A 22,918-nucleotide genomic window follows, 5' to 3' on the forward strand; every position below is an offset into this window, starting at 1 on the left:
GACCCGTTGAATTCATCACTTTCTTTCCCTCAAATTTCATAATAAAGAAGCGCGACCGAGACTTACATTATTTGTGACCCAAAATGTGACCTTTCAGTTTAATTTGAGAGGGTTTTAAAAAAATTAAAAATCGCTATCATCATTATGTTTCTAATGACAATAGCGTTTAAGATTATTTCTAAGTATTTAAAATGGGTGATGTAGCCCCCTCGAGAGGAATCGAACCTCTATTGTAAGAACCGGAATCTTAAGTGTTATCCATTACACTACGAGGGGATAATGTGAGTATTAAATTGGTAAATCTTTTTCAAAAAGCTTAAAATCGAGATAACTTATACAATAAGCTTTATTTTTGACCATTTTTGACTTTTAAGTTAAAATAAGTTCAAAGTTATTAATAGGAGGAAAGAGTTATGAATTTAATTCCTACAGTTATCGAAACAACAAACCGCGGTGAACGCGCATACGATATTTATTCACGTTTATTAAAAGACCGTATTATTATGTTAGGTTCAGCAATTGATGACAACGTTGCAAATTCAATTGTATCACAACTTTTGTTTTTACAGGCACAAGATGCAGAAAAAGATATTTATCTCTACATTAATTCACCAGGTGGTAGCGTCACAGCAGGCTTTGCGATTTATGATACAATTCAACATATTAAACCAGATGTACAAACAATTTGTATCGGTATGGCAGCCTCTATGGGATCATTCTTACTTGCTGCTGGTGCCAAAGGTAAACGCTATGCCTTACCTAATGCAGAAGTCATGATTCACCAACCTCTTGGCGGCGCACAAGGTCAAGCCACTGAAATCGAAATTGCAGCGAACCACATTTTAAAAACACGTGCGAAATTAAATAAAATTTTATCAGAACGCACAGGTCAACCTATCGAAAAAATCGAAAAAGATACAGACCGTGACAACTTCTTAACAGCCGATGAAGCGAAAGAATACGGCTTAATTGACGAAGTTATGCAACCTGAATAATTTAGAGTGAGCGAGCTTTCAAATGAGAGCTCGCTTTTTTATATGTCAAACGGCTCTCCGTTACGAATTTTGTCTGCCATTTCATTCAACTTGCGTAAACGATGGTTAATGCCCGATTTCGAAATAGTGCCTGTACTGACCATTTCACCTAGTTCTTTAAGAGAAACGTCTTGATGTTCTATTCTTAATTTAGCCACTTCTCTTAATCTGTCCGGTAAATTATCTAGACCAATTTCTTGATCGATGAGTTGAATACTTTCAACTTGCTTCATAGCAGCACTGACCGTTTTGTTTAAGTTAGCTGTTTCACAATTTACAAGGCGGTTAACTGAATTTCGCATATCACGGACAATGCGCACATCTTCAAATTTCAATAACGCTTGATAACCCCCGATTAAACTTAAAAATTCTGCAATACGCTCTGCCTCTTTAATATACGTAATCCAGCCCTTTTTACGCTCTAACTTTTTCGCATTGAGCTCATATTGATTCATTAATGCCGTTAACCCTTCAGAATGTCCTTCATATAAAGAAAATATTTCTAAGTGATATGAGGAGGTTTCTGGATTATTAACAGACCCTCCTGCTAAAAAAGCGCCACGCAAATAACTCCGCTTCATTTCATCGTCTTTCACCATGGTTTCATCAATGTCATGACTGAACATACCTTCTTTAAGAATCCCCAGTTCATCTAATATTTCTTTCGTTTTCATTTTAATGCGACATATATATATGTTATTTTTCTTCAATTTCATTTTTTTACGCACTAAAATTTCAACTTCGACATGAAAGACAAGTTTGATTAATGAATAGATACGACGTGCTGTCGTCGCATTTTCAGTTTGAATATTAATGACAAACTGTTGATTAGAAAAATTCAAAGCTCCATTCATTCGAATCAATGCACTGAGCTCTGCTTTTGCACTTTTAGCATCTGTTTCTATTCGTGTTAATTCATTTTTCATTTCGGATGCAAAGCTCATGTTCCTCGATTCCTTTCTATATTATCCTAATTTAATCCTATGTGTTGAGGTGTCACAATTAATATCGTTTAATTTGGTCAGGATTAAATTGAATCGTACTAATTTCTTCAAGCGCAATATCATAAATCATATCGGCGAGAACCTCATTACAGTGGCGAACGTGATAATTTTCTGAAACTTGTGCTAAATCTTCGCCTGTCACCAATTTAATCCCATTTTTTTCCAATTCATCCGCATCATAATAAACCGGTTGAGCCCCTTTTTCTTTATATTTCTCTATAATTTCATTTGAAAAAGTGATTTCATTAGCTATGACGAAATCAATCACATTTTTCCCTAATTGTTGGTGTATCGCTTCCACATGATCGTTGACGGAATAGCCATCTGTCTCTCCCGGTTGGGTCATAATGTTAGAAACATATAATTTTTTAGCTTTACTCTCCACAATCGCTTTCGCAATCCCTTTGACACATAAATTAGAAATAACACTCGTATATAAAGAACCTGGCCCCATGACAATTAAATCTGCTTCTAATAATGCCTCTACCGCTTCATCCATCGGTTCAACATCCGCAGGTTCAAGAAACACACGACTGATTTTTTTATGTTTACTCGGAATATTAGATTCCCCTACCACAATTTCCCCGTCTTCCATTTCGGCATTAAGAGAAACGCTTGAAATAGTGGAAGGAATGACTTGTCCTTTTATATTGAGGATTCTACTGAGCTCTTTTACAGCATGGCCAAAATCATCTGTAATATTTGTCATCGCTGCAATAAGCAAATTCCCAAGAGAATGCCCACTAATTTTATCTTCTTCAAAGCGATATTGAAACAACTGTTCTAATGTCGGTTCAACATCACTCAAAGCAGCAAGGACGTTGCGTACGTCACCGGGAGCTGGGATATCCATTTCATGACGGATTTTCCCTGTGCTCCCCCCATCATCTGCCACTGTTACAATACAAGTAATATCGATTGGAAATTTTTTTAATCCTCTCGCAAGTACAGATAGTCCTGTACCCCCACCAATCAATACGAGTTTAATTTTTTTCATGCTTATCGCCACTTTCAAGATGCGCATCTCGATGATGCACATGGATATCATAGTCAAAGTGTTGTTTTAGATCCTCTGATAGACGTTGTGCTAATGCTACAGAACGGTGTTGTCCTCCCGTACATCCAAACGCAATTACAAGTTGTGACTTTCCTTCTTTTTTATACCCTGGAATCATAAATAACAGTAAATCCAATAATTTTTCATAAAATGTATTGGTTTCTTTCCATTTCATGACATAGTTGTAAACATCTTCATCCATCCCTGTTTGAGGACGCAGCGCTTTTACATAATAGGGATTAGGTAAAAAGCGCACATCAAATACAAGATCCGCATCAATTTGTATGCCATGTTTAAATCCAAAACTTTGTACACTGATGGTGAACGTGGAATGATTTGATTTGTTGAAATACTCATAAACGCGTGTCCGTAACTCTTTCGGAGACAGATATGTCGTATCCACGGTATAGTTTGCCATACTCCGAATATCAGAGAGCAAGTTACGTTCCTCACTAATTGCTTCAACCAATGTCAGATTGTTTTGGTCTTGTAAAGGGTGTCTACGTCGCGTTTCTTTATATCGTGAAATTAACTTTTCTGTCGTCGCGTCCACAAATAGCACATCCGTAATGACATTTTTACGACTGAGGACATCATCAAGTTCTTGAACGAGATATTTAAAAAATTCACGGCCTCTTAAATCTATTCCAATGGCCACTTTTTGAAGGGTCGGATTGCCTTGCTCCATGAGTTCAATAAATTTAGGAAGGAGTATTGGAGGAAGATTGTCTACACAAAAATAACCTAAATCCTCTAAACTCTGAATCACCACAGATTTACCCGCCCCTGATAAACCTGTAATGACTAACAATTCACTTTTGACGATTTCATTTTTTTCTTCTTGTTGCATACTTACCCACCATCCAATCATATTCTATTTAAGTGTACATGAAATCCAACTCTAGTAGTAGTGGCTATGTAAAAAAAGAGTGAACCAGTAATCAAATTGTGTTCATTTGATGGACTGATTCACTCTCTATCGCATCCGTAAAGATGACGTAGTGACATACTTTCTATGCTTCAGCAGTGTCTTTTAATGTTTCGATATACTCTTGTACACTTTGTGCAGCGATACTACCATCGCTCGTCGCAGTAACAATTTGACGCAAACCTTTTTCTCTTACGTCTCCAGCAACATAAATACCTTTTACAGCTGTACTCATATCTGGGTTGGCAACGATATAACCGGCATCATTTGTAATCCCTAAATTTTCGAAAGGTTGCGTTAAAGGTTTCATACCAATATAAACAAACAAACCATCTGCTTCAACAGTTTGTTCAGACCCATCTACTGTAGAAACTAATGTTAAAGAGCCGACTTTTCCATTTTCTTCATTTACAGATTTTAAAGTATGGTTCCAAATAAAGTCGATTTTTTCATTTTTAAATGCACGATCTTGTAGGATTTTTTGGGCCCGTAATTTATCACGGCGGTGCACAATAGTGACCTTATCTGCAAATTTCGTTAAGAATGTCCCTTCTTCAACGGCCGAATCGCCGCCACCAATAACATAAACATTTTTATTTTTAAAGAAAGCTCCGTCACAAACAGCACAGTAACTTACGCCTCTTCCTCCAAGTTCTGACTCACCTGGAACACCTATTTTTTTATACTCAGCGCCTGTTGCGATAATCACGGCTGTAGCTTCTACCTGACTTGAACCTAAATCAATGACTTTGTAATCACCTTTGTCTTCAATCCCTTTAATATCACCATACTGATATTCTGCACCGAATTTTTTTGCGTGCTCAAACATTTTTGAAGATAAATCAGGTCCGGAAATCATTTCAAAACCAGGGAAATTTTCAACTTCTTCTGTATTTGCCATTTGTCCCCCTGGCATTCCGCGTTCAATCATAACCGTATCTAGATTCGCACGTGAGGCATAAACTGATGCTGTCATACCTGCAGGCCCTGCACCGATAATTGCAACATCATATCTTTTTTGTTCTGACATGGATGAATCCTCCTCTTTTCTTTATCATACGCATTTTACACCAATTCACTTCTTAAATTGAAGCTAAATGCTCAATAGTTGCTGTAGTGCTTTATCCAACATTTCTTCAGTGATGTCGAATAATGTGGAAAGTTGAGATTTTAATATTGTAGTGTTTGTCATATTAAAATACAAATAAGTCACCGCTCCAATGTACGGATTGACATTTTCGGTGTCTACTTTTGCTTCTAATAAGGATTCTGCATAATTAATCCAACTTAAAAACAATGCAGATTCGTCTTTTGTTTTAGCGCAATCATATAACACTGTCATGCCTCTATGGATAAAATCAAGTTTGTGCAATTTTAAATCTTGTACAAGATAGGAAAGGTATAATTTTTCATAATCACCTAACCTTTCCAAAATGGCCCAAACATCATTTGTGAGTAAAACTTCCTTTCCATTCAGTTGATGTAATAAAAATAAGCCATAAATTCTTTCATGCGTGTCATCACTCGTTAATAAGGGCTCAACATACCGTTTGAAATGGTGTTCACTTGAGTCCATCACCCACGGGGGAATGCCTGGGTTAGCCTTCGAGAAATTTTCTAGTAATTCCCAAAAATGCTCGCTTTGTTCTTTATTTCCTAGGTAATAATAATTGAAAGCTAACGCATGAAACAATTGAAATGTTTGGAAACTCCCTTTCCGATGAAGAGGTAACAACAGTTGCTGAGAGGCCTCATATTGTTTTAAATAGCTCAATACAATCCCTAATTTAAACGTTTGCTCATCATTCATGGGGACAATTTTATTCAAGACTTTGACATAGTGTTCATATTTCTTATAGTCGTTCATGTTGTAAAGTAGCAATGTGTAATGACATAAGGCATGCACATCTGAAGGGTCCTCTTCAAGAAGAGATTCAAACATTTCTTTCGCAAGTTGATTTTCATTGAGATAGAGATAACACATCGCTAGAAGATTTCTTATCACTTTGTGTTTTTGTATCGCATCTTTTTGCGCCAAGATAAACTCACGTGCCTCTAGCAAACGCCCTTGACCAAAAAGATATTGAAAAATTACTTGCGTCACAAACAACTCACTTTCAAGTTCAAGTTGTGCTTCTCCCATATAAGTGACTTCAAACATAGTTTCAAGTTTGTCACGATAGTCTTCATCTTCTGATAAATACGCATAGCGGAGCCCAAATAAATAAGCTTTATTGGCTTCATTCAAATCTACATTTATCTGACTAAGTTCATAAAAACATGTTTCTAGTTTTTGTCCTCGACTCACTGCTTCATAATACAAGGCTTCCGCTTTTTTAGGTTGTCTTAATTGAACATAACACGTTGCGAGTTGTTGCGTGGCTTCAAAATTATCAGGTGACAATGCTAACACTTTGTCGAGATATTTTTGCGCTTTCTTATAATCTTGTTGTCGCAATTTTTGATCAGCTAATCGTTGATATAATGCTACATCATCACTTAATTGTATGATTTTTGGACGCTGCGCCATCCCCGTCACCTCCCTTTCACAACGGTTTGAATTGCATAGGATTTCCCATCGCTTTGGTATCGTTTGGAATATCTTTAGAAACAACGGTATGCGCCCCAACTTGGACACGGTCACCTATCACGACACCGGGTAAAATCGTCACATTAGCCCCAATTAATGTATCGTTCCCAATAATTACGTTTCCTACTCGAAGTTCATTTGGTAAAAATTCATGCGTTAAAATTGTTGTTTGATAACCAATGGTCACATTTTCACCAATTTTAATTTTTTCAGGATAGAGTAAATCCGGCACAACTTTAAATGCCAGTGCTGTATAAGCGCCAATCTCCATATTTAATAAACGACGATACAACACAGGTTTTATTCGAATAAATGGAAAATATCTTAAAACTTCAATAATGATGGTATTTTTAAACAGTTTAAAAAAAGAAATATACCGATACAAATGCCAAAGCGGATTATGTTTGCCTTTCGAAGCAACAACTTTAACGTTTCTTGCCATGTTTGATTTCCTTTCGTCGATTTGGCCAAGGTAATACATTAACTTCTTTATATTTGGGTGGTTTTACTTTAAAGCGTCTCCATAAAATCATGATAATCCCCATGATAATAAGTATGACGGACACCAATTGGGCAATGCGGATTGTCTCCGTTAACATTAAACTATCGGTACGTAAGCCCTCAACAAAGAAACGACCTATAGAATACCAGATTAAATATAAGAAGAAGGTTTCTCCAATACGTAAATTTTTTCGTAATAAAATCAAGATCACAAATCCGATAATATTCCATAAGGATTCATATAAAAACGTCGGATGATAGTATTGACCATGGATAAACATATTGTCGATAATAAAGTTTGGTAAATGCAAGTTTTCTAAAAATGCACGTGATACAGGTCCACCGTGAGCTTCATGGTTCATAAAATTTCCCCATCGCCCTATCGCTTGTGCCAGTATAATACTTGGCGCCACTATGTCACCGAGTTGAAAAGGATTCCAATTTTGTCTATGGCAATAATAAATGCCCATTAAGAAAGCGCCTATAAGCCCCCCATGAATGGCGATACCTCCTAGCCAAATCATAGGAATTTCAATAGGATGCATCGCATAATAGTCTAAGTTGAAGAGTACAAAATACAGTCTAGCGGTTAATATCGCAACCACCACACAAATTAAGATCGTATTTATCAGGTCTTCTTCTTTAAACCCTATTTTTTGCGCGCTTTTTTGGGCGATGACATACCCAATCAGAATGGCGGTGGCAATGATAATCCCATACCATCTCACCTGAATAGGACCAAATGAAAATGCTACGGGGTCAATATAACTAAACACGTTTAAGCATCTCCTTTATGTTGGCTGTTTTTTAGAATTTCAGCATTCAATCGCTCATTGAATTCTTCTGCTGTATTGATGCCCATAATATTTAAGCGATAATTCATTGCAGCAACTTCTATAATCACTGCCACGTTTCGTCCAGGTCGAACTGGAATCGTTTTTTTCGTAATTTCAGTATCTAAAATTTTTAAAGTTTCTTCACTTAATCCTACACGGTCATACAATTTATCTTGACGCCATGTTTCTAGGTTGATATTCAGACGGATACGTTTCTGCGTTAGGATAGACCCCGCGCCAAAAAGCGTCATCACATTGATAATGCCAAGTCCTCTAATTTCTAATAGATGTTCAATAATTTTAGGAGGCTTTCCTATCAGTTGATCTTTATGAATTTCTTTAATTTCAACATTATCATCAGCCACTAAACGGTGACCTCGTTTGACAAGTTCAAGTGCCGTTTCACTTTTACCAATGCCAGAATCACCTGTGATTAACACACCGACTCCATAGACATCGACTAATACGCCATGAAGTGAGGTTGAATTGGCAAGTTCGTGCTCTAAAAACGTCGTAAATCTACCCATTACACGCGTCGTGGCTTCATCAATATACATCAATGGCGTATCTGTTTCATTAGCAGCTTGAATGAGTTCCTCTGGCGCTTCAAGTCCTCTTGTAATGATAATCGCAGGTGTTTCTGGTCTGCATAATTTTCTCATGCGCCCTTCGCGTTCGTCTTCAGGCAATAAATTATAAAAAGAAAGCTCAGTCGTTCCGAGTAACTGGATACGGTTTGAGGCATAATGAGAAAAATACCCCGCCATTTCTAAACCTGGTCTTGAAATGTCAGTATTATGTATCGGTCTATTTAAGCCATGTGCTCCAGCAATCACATCTAATTGAAATCTTTCCGCCAAATCTTTACTCGTTAACATACATTCACCTCAATGCGCACTCTGCGCTATTTTGAATAATTATAGTATACATGAATCACTAAATGAACATGCTTATTTTTTCCTTAGTTTGTCATTCCATTATACATGAACAGAGTGAGCGTTAAAAATAAATCTTTATGACTTATTGTTCACACTCACCCTGTAATTTTGTACTATTTATTATATTTATTTAACTTTTCACTGACATCGCGCAATGATTTTTCGATCTGACTGAACGTTTCTATCGGATTTGTTTTATTACCACCGTTTTGGGATGAACTTTTCTCGCTGGACTTACGCAAAGTCGAAGAAACTTGTTTTAATGCTGTATTTACAAAATCCTCAACGGAAGATGCGGTTTCAGCATACGTTGACGATTGTGCCTCTTTGGACTGTGAACTTTCCTTTTGATGCTTATGTTCCTCTTTTGAAGTCGCCTCATGAGACTTATTCGTATGTTGCGCTGGGCTCATGGCATCTAATAAAAGCGCCGCTGAATCTACTGATATTTTATGCGCTTCTAATAGTTCTAATACTTTAAGTTGTGCTTCTTTCATAAATTAATCCTCCATACGTGCTTTATCACGTGCTAAAACTTGTTTCAAATATTTCCCGGTGTATGAAGCTTCATTAGCCGCAATGTCTTCTGGTGTTCCTGTTGCAATAATCGTTCCGCCACCATCTCCGCCTTCAGGACCTAAATCAATTAAATAGTCTGCGGTTTTAATGACATCTAAATTGTGTTCAATAATTACGACTGTGTCACCATTATCCACAATTTTATTTAAAACTTTAAGCAAACGACTGATATCATCTACGTGAAGACCTGTGGTAGGTTCATCTAAAATATAAATAGAGCGACCCGTCGAACGTTTATGCAATTCAGAAGCCAATTTCACACGTTGTGCTTCTCCACCTGATAGTGTCGTTGCAGGCTGACCTAAAGTAATATAGCCTAATCCGACATCTACGAGTGTTTGCAATTTTCGTTTGATTTTAGGTATATTTTCAAAAAATATCGTTGCATCTTCTACGGTCATGGCTAAGACGTCAGCAATACTTTTCCCTTTATACGTCACCTCTAATGTCTCACGATTATATCGTTTTCCACCACAGACTTCACAAGGCACATAAACATCTGGTAAAAAGTGCATTTCAATCTTTATAATGCCGTCTCCTTTACAGGCTTCACAGCGTCCACCTTTAACGTTAAAACTGAAGCGCCCTTTTTGGTAACCTCGGACCTTGGCTTCGTTCGTAGAGGCAAAAACGTCACGAATATCGTCAAAAACACCCGTATATGTGGCTGGATTAGACCGCGGTGTTCTACCTATAGGAGATTGATCAATATCGATAATTTTATCGATTTCATCGATGCCTTTAATGGCATCATGTTCTCCTGGTCTCACTTTAGAATTGTTAATTTTTTTAGCCAACGACTTGAATAGCACTTCGTTAACGAGCGAACTTTTTCCAGAGCCAGAGACCCCTGTCACGACATTCATGACAGATAGAGGAAATGCCACATCAACATTTTTTAAGTTATTACTCCGTGCGCCAAGAATTTCTATTTTACGCTCCGTTGTTTCACGACGGACTTCAGGAACAGGAATGAATTTTTTGCCGCTTAAATATTGACCTGTAAGTGATTTCTTATTTCGCATGACTTGTTTAGGCGTTCCATTCGCGACAACATGCCCTCCGTGATCTCCAGCACCAGGCCCGATATCTACTAAGTAATCCGCTTCCATCATTGTATCTTCATCGTGTTCCACAACAATGAGCGTATTTCCTAAATCACGCATATCTTTTAAAGTCGCTATCAATCTATCGTTATCTCTTTGATGTAAACCAATGGACGGCTCGTCTAAAACATATAAAACACCTGATAATCGAGAGCCAATTTGTGTGGCCAAACGGATACGTTGTGCCTCTCCACCTGATAAGGTTCCTGAAGCACGGTTCAACGTCAAATAGCCTAACCCCACATTATTAAGGAAATCCAAGCGGGCTATAATTTCTTTGAGTATTAAATTGGCAATTTGTTGATCTTGATTCGAAAGTTCAATATTTTGATAGTAATCTAAGGCATTTGATATAGATTGTTCTACGACTTGACCAATATTTTTATCCCCTACATAAACAGATAGCGCTTCTCTACTCAACCGATGACCGTGGCAGGTTTCACATACTTGTTCTGCCATGTATTTTTGCATCATTTCTCTCACATATTCAGACGGTGAATCATGGTAGCGTCGTTCAATATTCGGAACCACACCTTCGAAAACCATTGTTCTTGTCCGTGATTGGCCGAATTTAGATTTGAAGGTGAAGGTAATTTCTTTTTCTCCTGAGCCGTATAAAATAATGTTTTTTTGTCGCTCAGTCAGTTTTTTATAGGGTTTATCCATATTAATTTTATAAACTTCACACACACGTTTTAAAAGGGTTGGGTAATAATCCGAACTTGTAGGTTCCCAGGGTAAAATCGCACCTTCATTCAACGTTTTATCTTTATCTGGCACGACTAAATCTAAATCTACGGTTAACTTTTGTCCGAGTCCATCACAAGTTGAGCATGCGCCAAATGGACTGTTAAAACTAAACATCCGTGGTTCCAATTCCCCAATTGAAAATCCACAAATTGGACAAGCATGTTTTTCTGAGAATTCTAGCGGTTCCCCATCGATGACATCCACAAATAACCGCCCATCTGCAAGTTCTAAAACGGTTTCTATTGAATCAGCTAATCGTGATTCAATGCCAGGTTTAACTACAAGACGGTCCACAACAATTTCAATGGTATGATTTTTATTTTTATCTAGTTCGGGAACCGCAGTAATATCCATAATTTCACCGTCAACGCGGACACGCACATACCCTTTTTTACTAATATCGTTTAAAAGTTTTTCATGTGAACCTTTTCGATGATTGACGACGGGCGCTAACAATTGAATCTTAGTGCGTTCTTCAAGTTGAAGAATACGATCGGTCATTTGTTGTACAGTTTGGGACTCAATTTCAATCCCATGGTTCGGACAATAAGGTTTCCCAATACGTGCATAGAGTAATCTGATATAGTCATAAATTTCTGTGACAGTCGCGACAGTTGATCGTGGGTTTTTACTCGTCGTTTTTTGATCAATCGAAATGGCAGGTGACAAACCTTCTATCGTATCGACATCGGGTTTGTCCATTTGCCCTAGAAACTGTCTCGCATAGGCACTTAAAGATTCCACGTAGCGGCGTTGCCCCTCTGCATAAATGGTGTCAAAAGCAAGTGATGATTTACCAGAACCTGACAAGCCTGTCATGACAATTAATTTATGTTTAGGCAATTCAATATCTACATTTTTTAAGTTATGGGCTCTAGCCCCTTTTACAACGATTGACGGCTCTTTCATTCCAATCACCCTTCTGCTTTTAATTCAAATAATAAATCTCTCAATTCGGTCGCTTTTTCAAAATCTAACGCTTTGGCTGCTTCTTTCATTTCTTTTTCTATATTTTGAATCGTTTTTTGTCTTTCTTTCTTCGTGAGTTTCTTCGGTACTTCTTTACGGTTATCAGCATTGGTTTCATCTGTTTCAACAGTAGCACTTATCACATCATGTATTTTTTTGTTAATCGTTTTAGGTGTAATGCCATGCTCCTCATTATATGCCATTTGGATGTTACGTCGACGTTCTGTTTCATCAATCGCATATTGCATAGAATCTGTCATTTTATCAGCATACATAATCACTTCACCTTTGTCATTACGTGCTGCACGTCCAATCGTTTGAATTAACGAACGCTCTGAACGTAAAAATCCTTCTTTGTCTGCATCCAAGATGACCACCAGAGAAACTTCTGGAATATCAATACCTTCTCTTAGTAAGTTAATTCCGATTAAAACATCAAACGTTCCCATACGTAAATCACGAATAATTTCAATACGCTCTAATGTTTTAATTTCAGAGTGTAAATAATTGACTTTGACGCCCGCTTCTTTAAGATATGTCGTTAAATCTTCACTCATCTTTTTCGTTAATGTAGTGATGAGGACACGTTCATTACGTTCGACACGTTCATGGATTTCGGATAATAAATCGTCAATTTGATTTTTAGTAGGACGCACTTCGATTTTAGGGTCTAAAAGTCCTGTCGGTCGAATAATTTGTTCAACCATTTCATCTGTATGTTCTAATTCATAAGGACCCGGCGTTGCGGAAACATACACCAATTGTTTCGCTTTTTCTTCAAACTCTTCAAATTTTAATGGACGGTTGTCTAAGGCGCTTGGCAAACGAAAGCCGTGTTCAACTAAAACGTTTTTTCGGGCTTGGTCTCCATTATACATTCCCCGAATCTGAGGTAAGGTCACATGGGATTCGTCTATCATGATGAGCCAGTCCTCACCGAAATAGTCTAAGAGTGTATAAGGGGTAGATCCTAATGGGCGTAACGTTAAATGAACGGAATAGTTTTCGATGCCTGAACAAAATCCCATTTCTCGCATCATTTCTAAATCATAATTTGTACGCTGTTCTAAGCGCTGAGCCTCTAAAAGTTTATTTTCACTGCGAAGTTTTTCAAGTTGTGTTGCTAATTCCTTTTCAATACGTTCAATGGCTAATTTCATCTTTTCATCGCGTGTGACGAAGTGAGATGCTGGGAATAAAGCAAAATGTTCACGCTCACGTAAAACTTCTCCAGTTAAATAATTGATTTCACTCACACGGTCAATTTCATCACCAAAAAATTCAACACGAATACATAGCTCGTCTTTAGAGGCCGGGAAAATTTCAACGACATCTCCTCTAACGCGGAATGTTCCCCGTTTAAAGTCAATGTCATTTCGTGTATATTGAACATCAACTAATTTTCTTAGCAATTCGCTGCGGTCCATTTCCATACCGACGCGTATACTCACAACTAAATCTTTATATTCATCCGGGTTCCCTAAACCATAGATACAACTAACACTTGCGATGATGATTACGTCATCTCTTTCGAACAACGCACTTGTCGCTGAGTGCCGTAGTTGGTCAATCTCATCATTAATAGAGGCATCCTTTTCAATAAAAGTGTCTGTGGAGGGTACATAAGCTTCTGGTTGATAGTAGTCATAATAGCTGACAAAATATTCGACTCTATTTTCAGGGAAGAATTCTTTAAACTCGCTATAAAGCTGTCCTGCTAACGTTTTATTATGGGCAATGATTAAGGTCGGTTTCCCAACTTCTTTGATGACATTACTCATCGTAAAAGTTTTACCCGTTCCAGTGGCACCGAGTAAGGTTTGATGGCGTTTACCTTCATTGATACCTTTGGCAAGTTCAGCAATCGCCTTAGGTTGGTCCCCTTGTGGATCAAATTCTGAAGCAATCTTAAAATCATGGTGCTCCATCTATGTTCGCCCCTTTCACAGCAATATTAAACATATTTTAACAAATTTTTTCAGTTTATTCCAAACATCTGTTCGGCAATTTCAACTCTCTTTTTTCACTTTCCACTATAACAAACATCTAAAAGAAGGATAAGATATCCATATGAGGGGTATCTTATCCTTCAGTATCGTGATGTTTATGAATATGCAATTGATCAACAATAATATAACCTGCTAATAGCGAAACGACATCTAAAAAAATAATCCATTCATTATGAAAAAAACCTTTGTAGACAGAGGCGCCAATCAAGACAAGCGTGATGAAAGTTCCCACCCATTTACTGCGTGTAATTGCACTAAAAATAACGACAAGAACACACGGAAAAAAGGCTGCTAGCATATACCAAATCAATGGAATCACGCTTTCTTATTGTTTAATATTTGCATCGTTGTTTCACGCAACTCTGAACGTGGAATAAATTTTTCAGTGAGCATTTCGGGAATGATATTTTCAATAAAATCTTGAACAGAATATAGATGATCAAACTGCATAATCGTTTCTAAACTCATCTCATAAATTTCAAAAAATAAAGGTTCTGGATTACGTTTTTGAATTTCACCAAACGTTTCATAAAGAAGATCAATCTTATCAGCCACTGCTAATATTTGCCCTTCTAACGAATCATCTTTACCCTCTTGAAGTCTTTGGCGATAGATGTCTCTATATTTTTCTGGTATTTCCTCGGTAATAAAAGTATCTACCATCTCTTCTTCAACTTGTGAAAACAATTTTTTTAATTCGCCACTCGCATATTTTACGGGTGTTTTAATATCCCCTGTAAATATTTCAGCAAAGTCGTGATTCAACGCCTTCTCATACAAACTTTTCCAATCGACTTCTTTACCGTGATATTCTTCCACCGTTCCTAAATACTGCGCAATTTTCGTTACTTTAAAAGAATGCGCAGCCACGTTATGTTCAAAATATTTGAATTTACCTGGCAAACGAATTAATTTTTCTAAATCAGATAGTCTTTTAAAATATTGATGTACACCCATTACCAGACCCCCTATCACGTCGTTGAGCTTGTTCCGTTTTCTGAAAGTATTTTCTAGTTTGATGATAATATAACACAAAATGAACGATTCTATCACTATATATATTCATTGAATATAAATATTCACATTTAATGAATATAATCGTACTGATTGAAATCGTGAATGATTCTTTGATTGACCACATATGGCGCTATCCAATTCATCTCTGAAACAATAATATGCGTGGGTAAGATTTTTTCTACAATGGCCACGTGTCCATACACGCCTTCTTTGGTAACAAGAATCGCTCCAAGTTGAGGTGTGTTATTAACGACAAAACCTTGATAGCGTGCCTGATCACCCCAATATTTTGCATCTCCCCAAAGGTTAGAAATAGGTGAATTTAATTCCAAGCGTCTCTGAAATGCATAAAATGTACATTGGCCTTGTGTATAAAGATTAATCGGCACGTTATGTTTTGGAAGAGATATGACTTTGTTTGGAACGAACGGCAAAACTGGTCGTATTAACTTATCTTTTTTAGCATGCTTGTGGGTGATTTTCTTTTGTACTACTCGTCGTGCCCTTTGCTTGCGGGCATATTTTTGAGATTGTTGTAGAGTGTGTAATGGGCGTTGCTCAATTTGAGGATTTTTAGTCAGTTGAGGTTCAAATAGAATCGCTAACCCTTTCGGTGAAAGCGCAAGCCATTGATTCGTCTGGAGTGAATGAAAATGGGGATTATAATTTTGAAATTCCTTCTCAGTCAAATGATAACGTTTTAATATATGCGAAAGTTGTTCATCGGGTTGTACCCTGTGCACATGTTTATTTGGAAAACGTATAGTATCAAAGTGAATTTTTTCTTTTGAGATTTTAGGGTTTAATTTTTCTATCTCTTTAGTTGAGACCCCTGTCGCTTGTGCAATTTCAGAAATTGTCATCTGTTGAGGTAGTGCCACCTCTTGTGTAGGCACTAATAATGTCATGACAGTGACGATGAAACCCTTCATAAAGTCAAACTCCTAATCCTTTTTTAATTCAAAAAACTTGGAGTAAAGAAATCAATATCTACACTCCAAGTTTCAATAGCTACTTTTTATTTTAATTGACTGCGTAAATAAGCATCAATGAAGGCGCCGATGTCACCGTCCATTACTGCATTCACATTTCCGGTCTCTTCATTCGTTCGATGGTCTTTAACCATTGAGTAAGGATGGAAAACATAGGAACGAATTTGACTTCCCCAGCCTATCTCTTTCTGTTCTCCACGTATTTCAGCAAGTTCACGCTCTTTTTGTTCAATTTCTAATTGATACAGCTTAGCTTTTAACATTTTCATTGCGGCTTCTCGGTTTTTAATTTGTGAACGTTCATTTTGGTTGTTCACGACAATACCTGTCGGATGGTGAGTGATACGAATGGCAGATTCCGTTTTATTGATGTGTTGTCCACCTGCACCAGAAGCACGGAATGTATCTACTGTAATATCATCAGGATTAATTTCGACTTCAATTTTTTCATTATTAAACTCTGGAATGACGTCACATGAAGCAAATGAAGTATGGCGTCGACCTGATGAATCAAAAGGTGAAATACGCACTAAACGATGAACACCTTTTTCAGCTTTTAAATAACCATATGCATTGTGCCCTTTAACGATCATTGTCACACTTTTAACGCCTGCTTCATCCCCTGCTTGGTAATCCGCAATTTCAACTTTAAAACCTTGTTGTTCACAAAAGCGTTGGTACATACGTAGCAGCATATTCGTCCAATCTTGTGACTCTGTACCACCCGCACCCGGATGAAGTTCCATGATGGCGTTATTGGCATCATGTTCACCGTCAAGCAACAACTGTAATTCAAAACGATCTATTTTCTTATCATAGTCAGCCACAGTCGCTTCTAATTCATTCTTCATTTCTTCATCATATTCTTCTTGTAATAATTCATAAGTTGCCATCATATCTTCAATATCATGATTTATTTCATGATACGTATTGACAACTGACTTCAGCGCATTATTTTGATCAATAATCTCTTGCGCACGTGCTTGATCGTCCCAAAATGTGGTTTCAGCCATCATTTCTTCATACTCTTGAATATCGGTCTCTTTTTTTTCTAAGTCAAAGAGACCCCCTAAGCTGATCAAGTTTAGTCTCGAAGTTTTCAATATGACGTTTTATCTCTGATAGTTCCATTACGGCACTCCTTACCTTTTTTATTATTTACCACAACAGTTTTTATATTTTTTGCCACTTCCGCAAGGACAAGGTTCATTACGTCCTACTTCGTGCTCTTTAACGATAGGTTGAGGTTTTACTTTTTCTTTCCCATCGTTCGTAGAGACGTGTTGACCTTCAAATTCCTTTGTCTTTTCACGTTGCACGTCATCTTCAACTGTCACAACTGATTTTAAGATGTATTTACTTACATCTTCTTCAATGCCTTGCATCATAATATCGAAAAGTTCATGACCTTCATTTTGGTAATCACGTAAAGGATTTTGTTGACCATAGGAACGTAAATGAATCCCTTGTCTCAATTGATCCATTGTATCGATGTGGGACGTCCATCGTTCATCAATAGAACGTAATAAAATCATTCTTTCAAATTCTGGCATACGCTCACCAAGGGCTTCTTTTTGACGATTGTATGCTTTTTCTATTTTTTCCCAAATGATGTCGAAAATATCTTCACGATCTTTGCCTTTGATTTCCTCTTCTTTCAATTCACCTTCATGCAAGAACACATCTTCCACATAATGAATTAGTGGTTCATAATCGGGATTTTCAGCATCTTCATTCACGTGATATTGAATCGTACGTTCAAGTGTTGATTTTAACATTTCAATGACAAGGGCTGAACTGCTTTCTTCATCGATAATTCGATTACGCTCTTCGTACATGATTTCACGTTGTTTACGTAACACTTCATCGTATTCTAGAATCCGTTTACGTGCATCAAAGTTGTTACCTTCCACACGTTTTTGTGCGGATTCAACCGCACGCGATACCATTTTAGATTCAATTGGTGTGGAATCGTCCATACCCAGTCGATTCATCATGGATTGCATACGTTCAGAACCAAACCGTACCATTAAATCATCTTGAAGTGACAAGTAAAAACGGCTGTCTCCACGGTCTCCTTGTCGACCTGAACGTCCACGCAATTGGTCATCAATACGTCGTGATTCATGTCTTTCAGTCCCGATAACTGCAAGACCTCCTAAATCTTCTACGCCTTCTCCAAGCTTAATGTCCGTACCACGACCGGCCATGTTTGTAGCAATCGTTACAGCACCGCGTTGTCCTGCATCTGCTACAATTTCGGCTTCACGTTCGTGGTTTTTCGCATTAAGTACGCTATGGCGAATACCACGTTTTTTAAGTAAGTTTGAAATGTATTCACTCGTTTCCACTGCAACTGTACCCAAGAGCACAGGTTGGCCTTTACGGTGTTTTTCAATCACTTCTTCGACCACTGCATCAAATTTTCCTTTTTGACTGACATAAATTAAATCAGAATGATCCACACGTTGGACAGGACGGTTGGTAGGGATTTGCGTTACGGTCATATTATATATATTTCTAAATTCTTCTTCTTCCGTTTTAGCTGTCCCTGTCATACCTGCTAATTTATTGTACATTCTAAAGTAGTTTTGGAAGGTGATAGAAGCCATTGTTTTAGACTCATTTTGAATTTTAACCGATTCTTTAGCTTCAATAGCTTGATGTAACCCTTCTGAAAATCGTCGTCCGGGCATTGTACGACCTGTGAATTGGTCAACAATTAAAATTTCGCCATTTGATACCATATAATCTATATCACGAGCCATTGTATAATGCGCTCTTAATGCAAGGTTGATGTGGTGAATGATATCCACATGTCGCACATCATATAAATTGTCAATTTTAAACATACGTTCTGCTTTGTCAATCCCTTGCTCAGTAAGCTGAATCGCTTTTGTTTGTACATCATAATTATAATCATCTTCAGCTTTTAGCATTTTGGCAAAGACGTTGGCTTGCGTATACAATGATGTTGATTTTTCTGCCTCACCAGAAATAATCAGAGGTGTACGCGCTTCATCGATTAAAATTGAGTCAACTTCATCGATAATAGCAAAATTCAACTTGCGCATAACGCGATCCTCTTTATAGTTCACCATGTTATCTCGTAAATAGTCGAAGCCCAGTTCATTGTTTGTACTGTACGTAATGTCTTTTGCGTAAGCATCACGTTTTTCGTGTGTTTGTAAACTATTCGTGTTAAGTCCTACATTAAGCCCTAAAAATTCATATAAATGCGCCATCTCTTCACTTTGAGAGGAAGCTAAATATTCATTGACAGTGATAACGTGGACACCACGTCCAGTTAATGCATTCAAATACGTTGGCATTGTGGCAGTTAATGTTTTACCTTCACCCGTTCTCATCTCTGCAATATCGCCTTTATGAATCGCAATACCACCCATAATTTGAACTTTATAAGGAACCATACCAAATACGCGTTTTGATGCTTCTCTGACAAGTGCAAACGCCTCTGGTAAAATTTCATCAAGTTTATTATCCTGTTTTTTTCGATCTTCTATTTCTTGCAATTGTTCCTGAAATTTGCGTGTTTTCTCTTTAATTTCATCATCAGTTAAAATTGCCATGTCTTCTTCCAAGGCAATAACTTTGTCCGCAAGTTTTCCAAGTCTTTTGACTTCTCGGTTATTACCTTCAACCAGTTTCGTTAAAAAACCCATTTATTTCGCTCCTTTAGCAATAAACTGTGCTCTCTTACAACAACACATCATATCATTTTTAGGTATAAATTTATACTCATATACTTAGTGTTTAAGAAAATACTAAGTAATATATACCACAACGTAATAATTTCACGTCAGAATGTTAGTACTAAAAAAGAGCCTACAGATGTGCTATAGGCTCTTTCGGTAACAACATTTATATTTGTAACATACAATTTTAATCTAAAGCTTCTGTTTCAATCAGACCATATTTTCCATCTTTACGACGATAAACAATGCTAGTACCTTCTGTTTCTCTGTCGTGGAATACAAAGAAGTCATGTCCTAATAAGTTCATTTGAAGTACAGCTTCTTCTGAGTCCATTGGTTTTAAACCGAATGTTTTAGAACGAATGATTTCAATGTCTGATTCAGATGTTTCATTGTCAATTTCAGGTGTAGTTGCTTCTGCATCTACGAAAATATCTTGTTCATTACCGCGATCACGGTTTTTTCTATTCACGCGTGTTTTATATTTACGAACTTGACGTTCTAATTTGCTCGTAATTAAGTCAATACCCGCATATAAATCATCATGACGCTCTTCAGCTCTTAAAGTAACGTTTTTAAGCGGAATCGTTACTTCAATTTTAGTACTTGAGTTTTGGTAAGTTTTTACTTTAACATGTGCTGTTGCATTAGGCACATTCGTAAAGTATCGTTCTAATTTACCAATTTTGTCCTCAATATAATTGCGAATTGCATCTGTGATTGTGAGGTTGTCTCCATGAATTTCAAAGTTAATCATAGTGCTCGCTCCTTTCAACCTCTTGCTATAATATATTTCTTACTTATATTTTACCACGTTTACGTCAACGTGCAAACGTTAACATACTCAATTTTCTGACTTTTTTCGAGAATAGCTTAACCGCAACGTTATGGGCAGTTTGGCCCGTTGTGTAAATATCATCTACAAGTAAAATGTGTTTGTTTTCGAGTCGAATGTCACCTTGAATTGAAATGCCATTCTTCAAATTCATCCTGTCTTTTAAGTTAAGAGAAAACTGTTTAGGACGTTGATTCATCTTAAGACAGTTTTGAAAAGGAATTTTCGCTTCTTCTAATACCGTTTGTACTGGATTAAATGTTCTTTTAAGGTCATTTTCTTCTACTGAAGGGACAGGTATCACCATATCAAAGTTAGCGTATGGAATTCGAAGCGCTTGCGCAATCACTTTAGCCAATGCGACATCGCCGAGGAATTTGTATTGGTGATAAAAGGATTTATAAAAACCTTCATAATGAAAACAGGCAGTTATCTTATCGAAACGATAGTGATACTTACGTACGCTACAATTCACACAGTGTTGCTGTTCAATTTTTCCGAGGCAATACTGACATCGGTTTTCTGGTTGAAATTGATATTGATTCATAGCTAAGGTGCACCGCTCACAAAGAACGGGGTGCGGTGTAAAGAGCGTTTGAAAAGAAAGTGTATCAACTATCGTAGTTTGACATATCAGGCACTTCAATGTTTAATCCATTCCTTTTCTCTTCCCAACTCATTCATACGTTTAATTTCATGACGTGCCGCATACATCGCTATCGTCCTCCCCGTGTGATAAAACAGCACTGTTCCATCTGGACATACCTTCTTTCTTCCAACCCTTCCAGCAATTTGAATCAGCGCAGAAGCCGTATACTTGTGGCTATCCATTACCCAAACGTCTAAATAAGGCATTGTGAATCCTCTTTCTAAAATAGTTGTTGTTAATACAATTTTGTAATGGCCATCACGAAGTGCTTGAACTTTAGAGAGGCGCTCTGGGTCTTCACTATAGACGTAACATAAACTGTTTAGCAAAGATTGATAGGTTTTATAAAAATCTTTCATCTCTTCTATATTACTAAAAAATAGCAAAGTCGTCCGTTGTAATTGAACTTGTTGATTTAAATGTTTTATCAAATAACTTTGCCGATGTCTAAATTTCACTTTGAAATATTTAAATGTAGGCACAACAAGAGGGTAACGATGAAACCGTGCTGGCAACGTAATGATATGTTCTGGCGAGAAAGATTTTAATAAACTTTTTGGTGGGGTGGCCGTCATATAAATTAACGTTTTTTCACTACGTGCTGCACTTGAAATACAGTGCATTAAATTCGGATCCATAGAAAGCGGAAAAGCATCCACTTCATCAATAAATATGACATCAAAATGGTTTTTAAAGCGATACAATTGATGAACGGTCGCTATAATGAAATGACCCTGAAATTTTTGTTGACTCGCTTGATGTAATACATCAATATTTTCATGTTTAAACGTTTGACAAATCCGTTGACTCACCTCAATGACAACATCTACCCTTGGCGATACGACTGCAACGTTGAAACCTTTCTGACGTGCCACTGAAATGGCTTCAAACATCATCTCTGTTTTCCCAGCACCAGTCACTGCATGTAGAAGCAAACTGTTCTTTTCATGTAATGCGGTCACAATTTGAGAAGATGCAAATTGTTGTTGGGGAGATAATTCGAAAGAAAGCGCATAATTTCCAGCTGAACGTTGATGATGCGTTTGGGTTAAAACAACTTTATGGACAGAATCCATTCGCCCCATCGTGATACAATGGCGACAATAGGTAATAGGCTCCTTAAAAAAAGCGCTATGATACTGATAAAAATGGTGATTTTGCACTGTCTCACATTGCACACAAAACCATTTTCCTTCTCTTTTGATCACTCCGTAAGTGATTTTTTCTATCGTTTCATCTGTTAAAGTCGCGCGCTCCTTCACTAGTTGTCCGTACCGTTTCATTTGGTCCCTCCTTCACTATTCTACTCGTTTTAAAGAATGAAATTACTTTTCTTTCTTTAATCTTTTTCAAAAGGAGGTCTCTTATATATCAAAAGAGCAGTAAAGCCTCTTGATGTAGAGTGCTT

The 22,918-nt window shown here is 37.2% G+C and carries 20 protein-coding genes; 1 reads left to right on the forward strand and 19 read right to left on the reverse strand.

Annotated features, from left to right (window positions below; translation table 11 throughout):
• Positions 1-413: 413 nt before the first annotated feature.
• Complete coding sequence (gene clpP / locus PYW36_RS09120) at positions 414-995, forward strand: ATP-dependent Clp endopeptidase proteolytic subunit ClpP (RefSeq protein ID WP_037572459.1); 582 nt, start codon at positions 414-416, stop codon at positions 993-995.
• 38 nt (positions 996-1,033) lie between these two features.
• On the opposite strand, the gene whiA is transcribed toward clpP, so the two are convergent.
• The 19 genes from whiA to PYW36_RS09215 form a co-directional block, all read right to left on the reverse strand.
• Positions 1,034-1,978 carry a DNA-binding protein WhiA gene (gene whiA / locus PYW36_RS09125; protein ID WP_037572462.1) on the reverse strand — a complete coding sequence of 315 codons (945 nt, stop codon included), beginning with the start codon at positions 1,976-1,978 and terminating at the stop codon, positions 1,034-1,036.
• Between the two features lie 58 nt (positions 1,979-2,036).
• Entirely contained in the window at positions 2,037-3,035 is a 999-nt protein-coding gene (locus PYW36_RS09130) for a gluconeogenesis factor YvcK family protein (RefSeq protein WP_037572464.1), read from the reverse strand.
• Positions 3,022-3,945: an RNase adapter RapZ gene (gene rapZ, locus PYW36_RS09135; RefSeq protein WP_103158927.1), complete on the reverse strand. Its 924-nt coding sequence runs from the start codon at positions 3,943-3,945 to the stop codon at positions 3,022-3,024. The genes PYW36_RS09130 and rapZ overlap by 14 nt, the downstream gene beginning before the upstream one ends.
• Before the next feature lie 163 nt (positions 3,946-4,108).
• Complete coding sequence (gene trxB / locus PYW36_RS09140; protein WP_037572468.1) at positions 4,109-5,053, reverse strand: thioredoxin-disulfide reductase; 945 nt, start codon at positions 5,051-5,053, stop codon at positions 4,109-4,111.
• Between the two features lie 63 nt (positions 5,054-5,116).
• Positions 5,117-6,553 (reverse strand): tetratricopeptide repeat protein, encoded by a 1,437-nt coding sequence (locus tag PYW36_RS09145; RefSeq protein WP_103158926.1) that lies wholly within the window; start codon positions 6,551-6,553, stop codon positions 5,117-5,119.
• Positions 6,554-6,569: 16 nt separating this feature from the next.
• Positions 6,570-7,055: an acyltransferase gene (locus PYW36_RS09150; RefSeq protein ID WP_103158925.1), complete on the reverse strand. Its 486-nt coding sequence runs from the start codon at positions 7,053-7,055 to the stop codon at positions 6,570-6,572.
• A complete protein-coding gene (gene lgt / locus PYW36_RS09155; protein ID WP_103158924.1) occupies positions 7,039-7,890 on the reverse strand; it encodes a prolipoprotein diacylglyceryl transferase in 852 nt (283 codons plus the stop codon). Before lgt ends, PYW36_RS09150 begins: the two co-directional genes overlap by 17 nt.
• A 2-nt stretch (positions 7,891-7,892) precedes the next feature.
• Positions 7,893-8,828 carry an HPr(Ser) kinase/phosphatase gene (gene hprK, locus PYW36_RS09160; protein ID WP_037572477.1) on the reverse strand — a complete coding sequence of 312 codons (936 nt, stop codon included), beginning with the start codon at positions 8,826-8,828 and terminating at the stop codon, positions 7,893-7,895.
• Positions 8,829-9,001: 173 nt separating this feature from the next.
• Complete coding sequence (locus PYW36_RS09165; RefSeq protein ID WP_037572478.1) at positions 9,002-9,385, reverse strand: hypothetical protein; 384 nt, start codon at positions 9,383-9,385, stop codon at positions 9,002-9,004.
• A 3-nt stretch (positions 9,386-9,388) separates the two neighbouring features.
• Entirely contained in the window at positions 9,389-12,232 is a 2,844-nt protein-coding gene (gene uvrA, locus PYW36_RS09170) for an excinuclease ABC subunit UvrA (RefSeq protein WP_103158923.1), read from the reverse strand.
• A gap of 5 nt (positions 12,233-12,237) precedes the next feature.
• On the reverse strand, positions 12,238-14,220 hold the full coding sequence (gene uvrB, locus PYW36_RS09175) for an excinuclease ABC subunit UvrB (RefSeq protein WP_037572484.1): 1,983 nt from the start codon (positions 14,218-14,220) through the stop codon (positions 12,238-12,240).
• A gap of 154 nt (positions 14,221-14,374) precedes the next feature.
• Positions 14,375-14,611, reverse strand: coding sequence for a CsbA family protein (locus PYW36_RS09180; RefSeq protein ID WP_037572486.1), 237 nt, complete (start codon positions 14,609-14,611; stop codon positions 14,375-14,377).
• Positions 14,612-14,616: 5 nt separating this feature from the next.
• Positions 14,617-15,258 carry a YfbR-like 5'-deoxynucleotidase gene (locus PYW36_RS09185; protein ID WP_037572489.1) on the reverse strand — a complete coding sequence of 214 codons (642 nt, stop codon included), beginning with the start codon at positions 15,256-15,258 and terminating at the stop codon, positions 14,617-14,619.
• 128 nt (positions 15,259-15,386) lie between these two features.
• Positions 15,387-16,250 carry a CHAP domain-containing protein gene (locus PYW36_RS09190; RefSeq protein ID WP_103158922.1) on the reverse strand — a complete coding sequence of 288 codons (864 nt, stop codon included), beginning with the start codon at positions 16,248-16,250 and terminating at the stop codon, positions 15,387-15,389.
• Between the two features lie 86 nt (positions 16,251-16,336).
• Positions 16,337-17,441, reverse strand: a protein-coding gene (gene prfB, locus PYW36_RS09195; protein ID WP_103158921.1) for a peptide chain release factor 2 whose coding sequence is annotated in 2 segments (ribosomal slippage) — positions 16,337-17,368 and positions 17,370-17,441 — 1,104 coding nt in all. Because the reading frame shifts where the segments join, the coding sequence is not laid out codon by codon here.
• A gap of 23 nt (positions 17,442-17,464) precedes the next feature.
• Positions 17,465-19,993 carry a preprotein translocase subunit SecA gene (secA, locus tag PYW36_RS09200; RefSeq protein WP_037572491.1) on the reverse strand — a complete coding sequence of 843 codons (2,529 nt, stop codon included), beginning with the start codon at positions 19,991-19,993 and terminating at the stop codon, positions 17,465-17,467.
• Positions 19,994-20,213: 220 nt separating this feature from the next.
• Positions 20,214-20,783 carry a ribosome hibernation-promoting factor, HPF/YfiA family gene (hpf, locus tag PYW36_RS09205; RefSeq protein ID WP_037572494.1) on the reverse strand — a complete coding sequence of 190 codons (570 nt, stop codon included), beginning with the start codon at positions 20,781-20,783 and terminating at the stop codon, positions 20,214-20,216.
• Positions 20,784-20,847: 64 nt separating this feature from the next.
• Complete coding sequence (locus PYW36_RS09210) at positions 20,848-21,408, reverse strand: ComF family protein (protein ID WP_172458451.1); 561 nt, start codon at positions 21,406-21,408, stop codon at positions 20,848-20,850.
• Positions 21,409-21,503: 95 nt separating this feature from the next.
• A complete protein-coding gene (locus PYW36_RS09215) occupies positions 21,504-22,793 on the reverse strand; it encodes a DEAD/DEAH box helicase family protein (protein ID WP_103158920.1) in 1,290 nt (429 codons plus the stop codon).
• Between the last annotated feature and the right edge of the window lie 125 nt (positions 22,794-22,918).

The sequence above is a fragment of the Staphylococcus chromogenes genome (genome assembly GCF_029024625.1).
Lineage (GTDB): Bacteria > Bacillota > Bacilli > Staphylococcales > Staphylococcaceae > Staphylococcus > Staphylococcus chromogenes.

Excerpts from the sequence above, each read along its gene's own strand:
- clpP (WP_037572459.1), top strand. The coding sequence starts at position 414 with ATGAATTTAATTCCTACAGTTATCGAAACAACAAACCGCGGTGAACGC.
- whiA (WP_037572462.1), bottom strand. The coding sequence starts at position 1,978 with ATGAGCTTTGCATCCGAAATGAAAAATGAATTAACACGAATAGAAACA.
- PYW36_RS09130 (WP_037572464.1), bottom strand. The coding sequence starts at position 3,035 with ATGAAAAAAATTAAACTCGTATTGATTGGTGGGGGTACAGGACTATCT.
- rapZ (WP_103158927.1), bottom strand. The coding sequence starts at position 3,945 with ATGCAACAAGAAGAAAAAAATGAAATCGTCAAAAGTGAATTGTTAGTC.
- trxB (WP_037572468.1), bottom strand. The coding sequence starts at position 5,053 with ATGTCAGAACAAAAAAGATATGATGTTGCAATTATCGGTGCAGGGCCT.
- PYW36_RS09145 (WP_103158926.1), bottom strand. The coding sequence starts at position 6,553 with ATGGCGCAGCGTCCAAAAATCATACAATTAAGTGATGATGTAGCATTA.
- PYW36_RS09150 (WP_103158925.1), bottom strand. The coding sequence starts at position 7,055 with ATGGCAAGAAACGTTAAAGTTGTTGCTTCGAAAGGCAAACATAATCCG.
- hprK (WP_037572477.1), bottom strand. The coding sequence starts at position 8,828 with ATGTTAACGAGTAAAGATTTGGCGGAAAGATTTCAATTAGATGTGATT.
- PYW36_RS09165 (WP_037572478.1), bottom strand. The coding sequence starts at position 9,385 with ATGAAAGAAGCACAACTTAAAGTATTAGAACTATTAGAAGCGCATAAA.
- uvrA (WP_103158923.1), bottom strand. The coding sequence starts at position 12,232 with ATGAAAGAGCCGTCAATCGTTGTAAAAGGGGCTAGAGCCCATAACTTA.
- uvrB (WP_037572484.1), bottom strand. The coding sequence starts at position 14,220 with ATGGAGCACCATGATTTTAAGATTGCTTCAGAATTTGATCCACAAGGG.
- PYW36_RS09185 (WP_037572489.1), bottom strand. The coding sequence starts at position 15,258 with ATGGGTGTACATCAATATTTTAAAAGACTATCTGATTTAGAAAAATTA.
- PYW36_RS09190 (WP_103158922.1), bottom strand. The coding sequence starts at position 16,250 with ATGAAGGGTTTCATCGTCACTGTCATGACATTATTAGTGCCTACACAA.
- secA (WP_037572491.1), bottom strand. The coding sequence starts at position 19,993 with ATGGGTTTTTTAACGAAACTGGTTGAAGGTAATAACCGAGAAGTCAAA.
- hpf (WP_037572494.1), bottom strand. The coding sequence starts at position 20,783 with ATGATTAACTTTGAAATTCATGGAGACAACCTCACAATCACAGATGCA.
- PYW36_RS09210 (WP_172458451.1), bottom strand. The coding sequence starts at position 21,408 with ATGAATCAATATCAATTTCAACCAGAAAACCGATGTCAGTATTGCCTC.
- PYW36_RS09215 (WP_103158920.1), bottom strand. The coding sequence starts at position 22,793 with ATGAAACGGTACGGACAACTAGTGAAGGAGCGCGCGACTTTAACAGAT.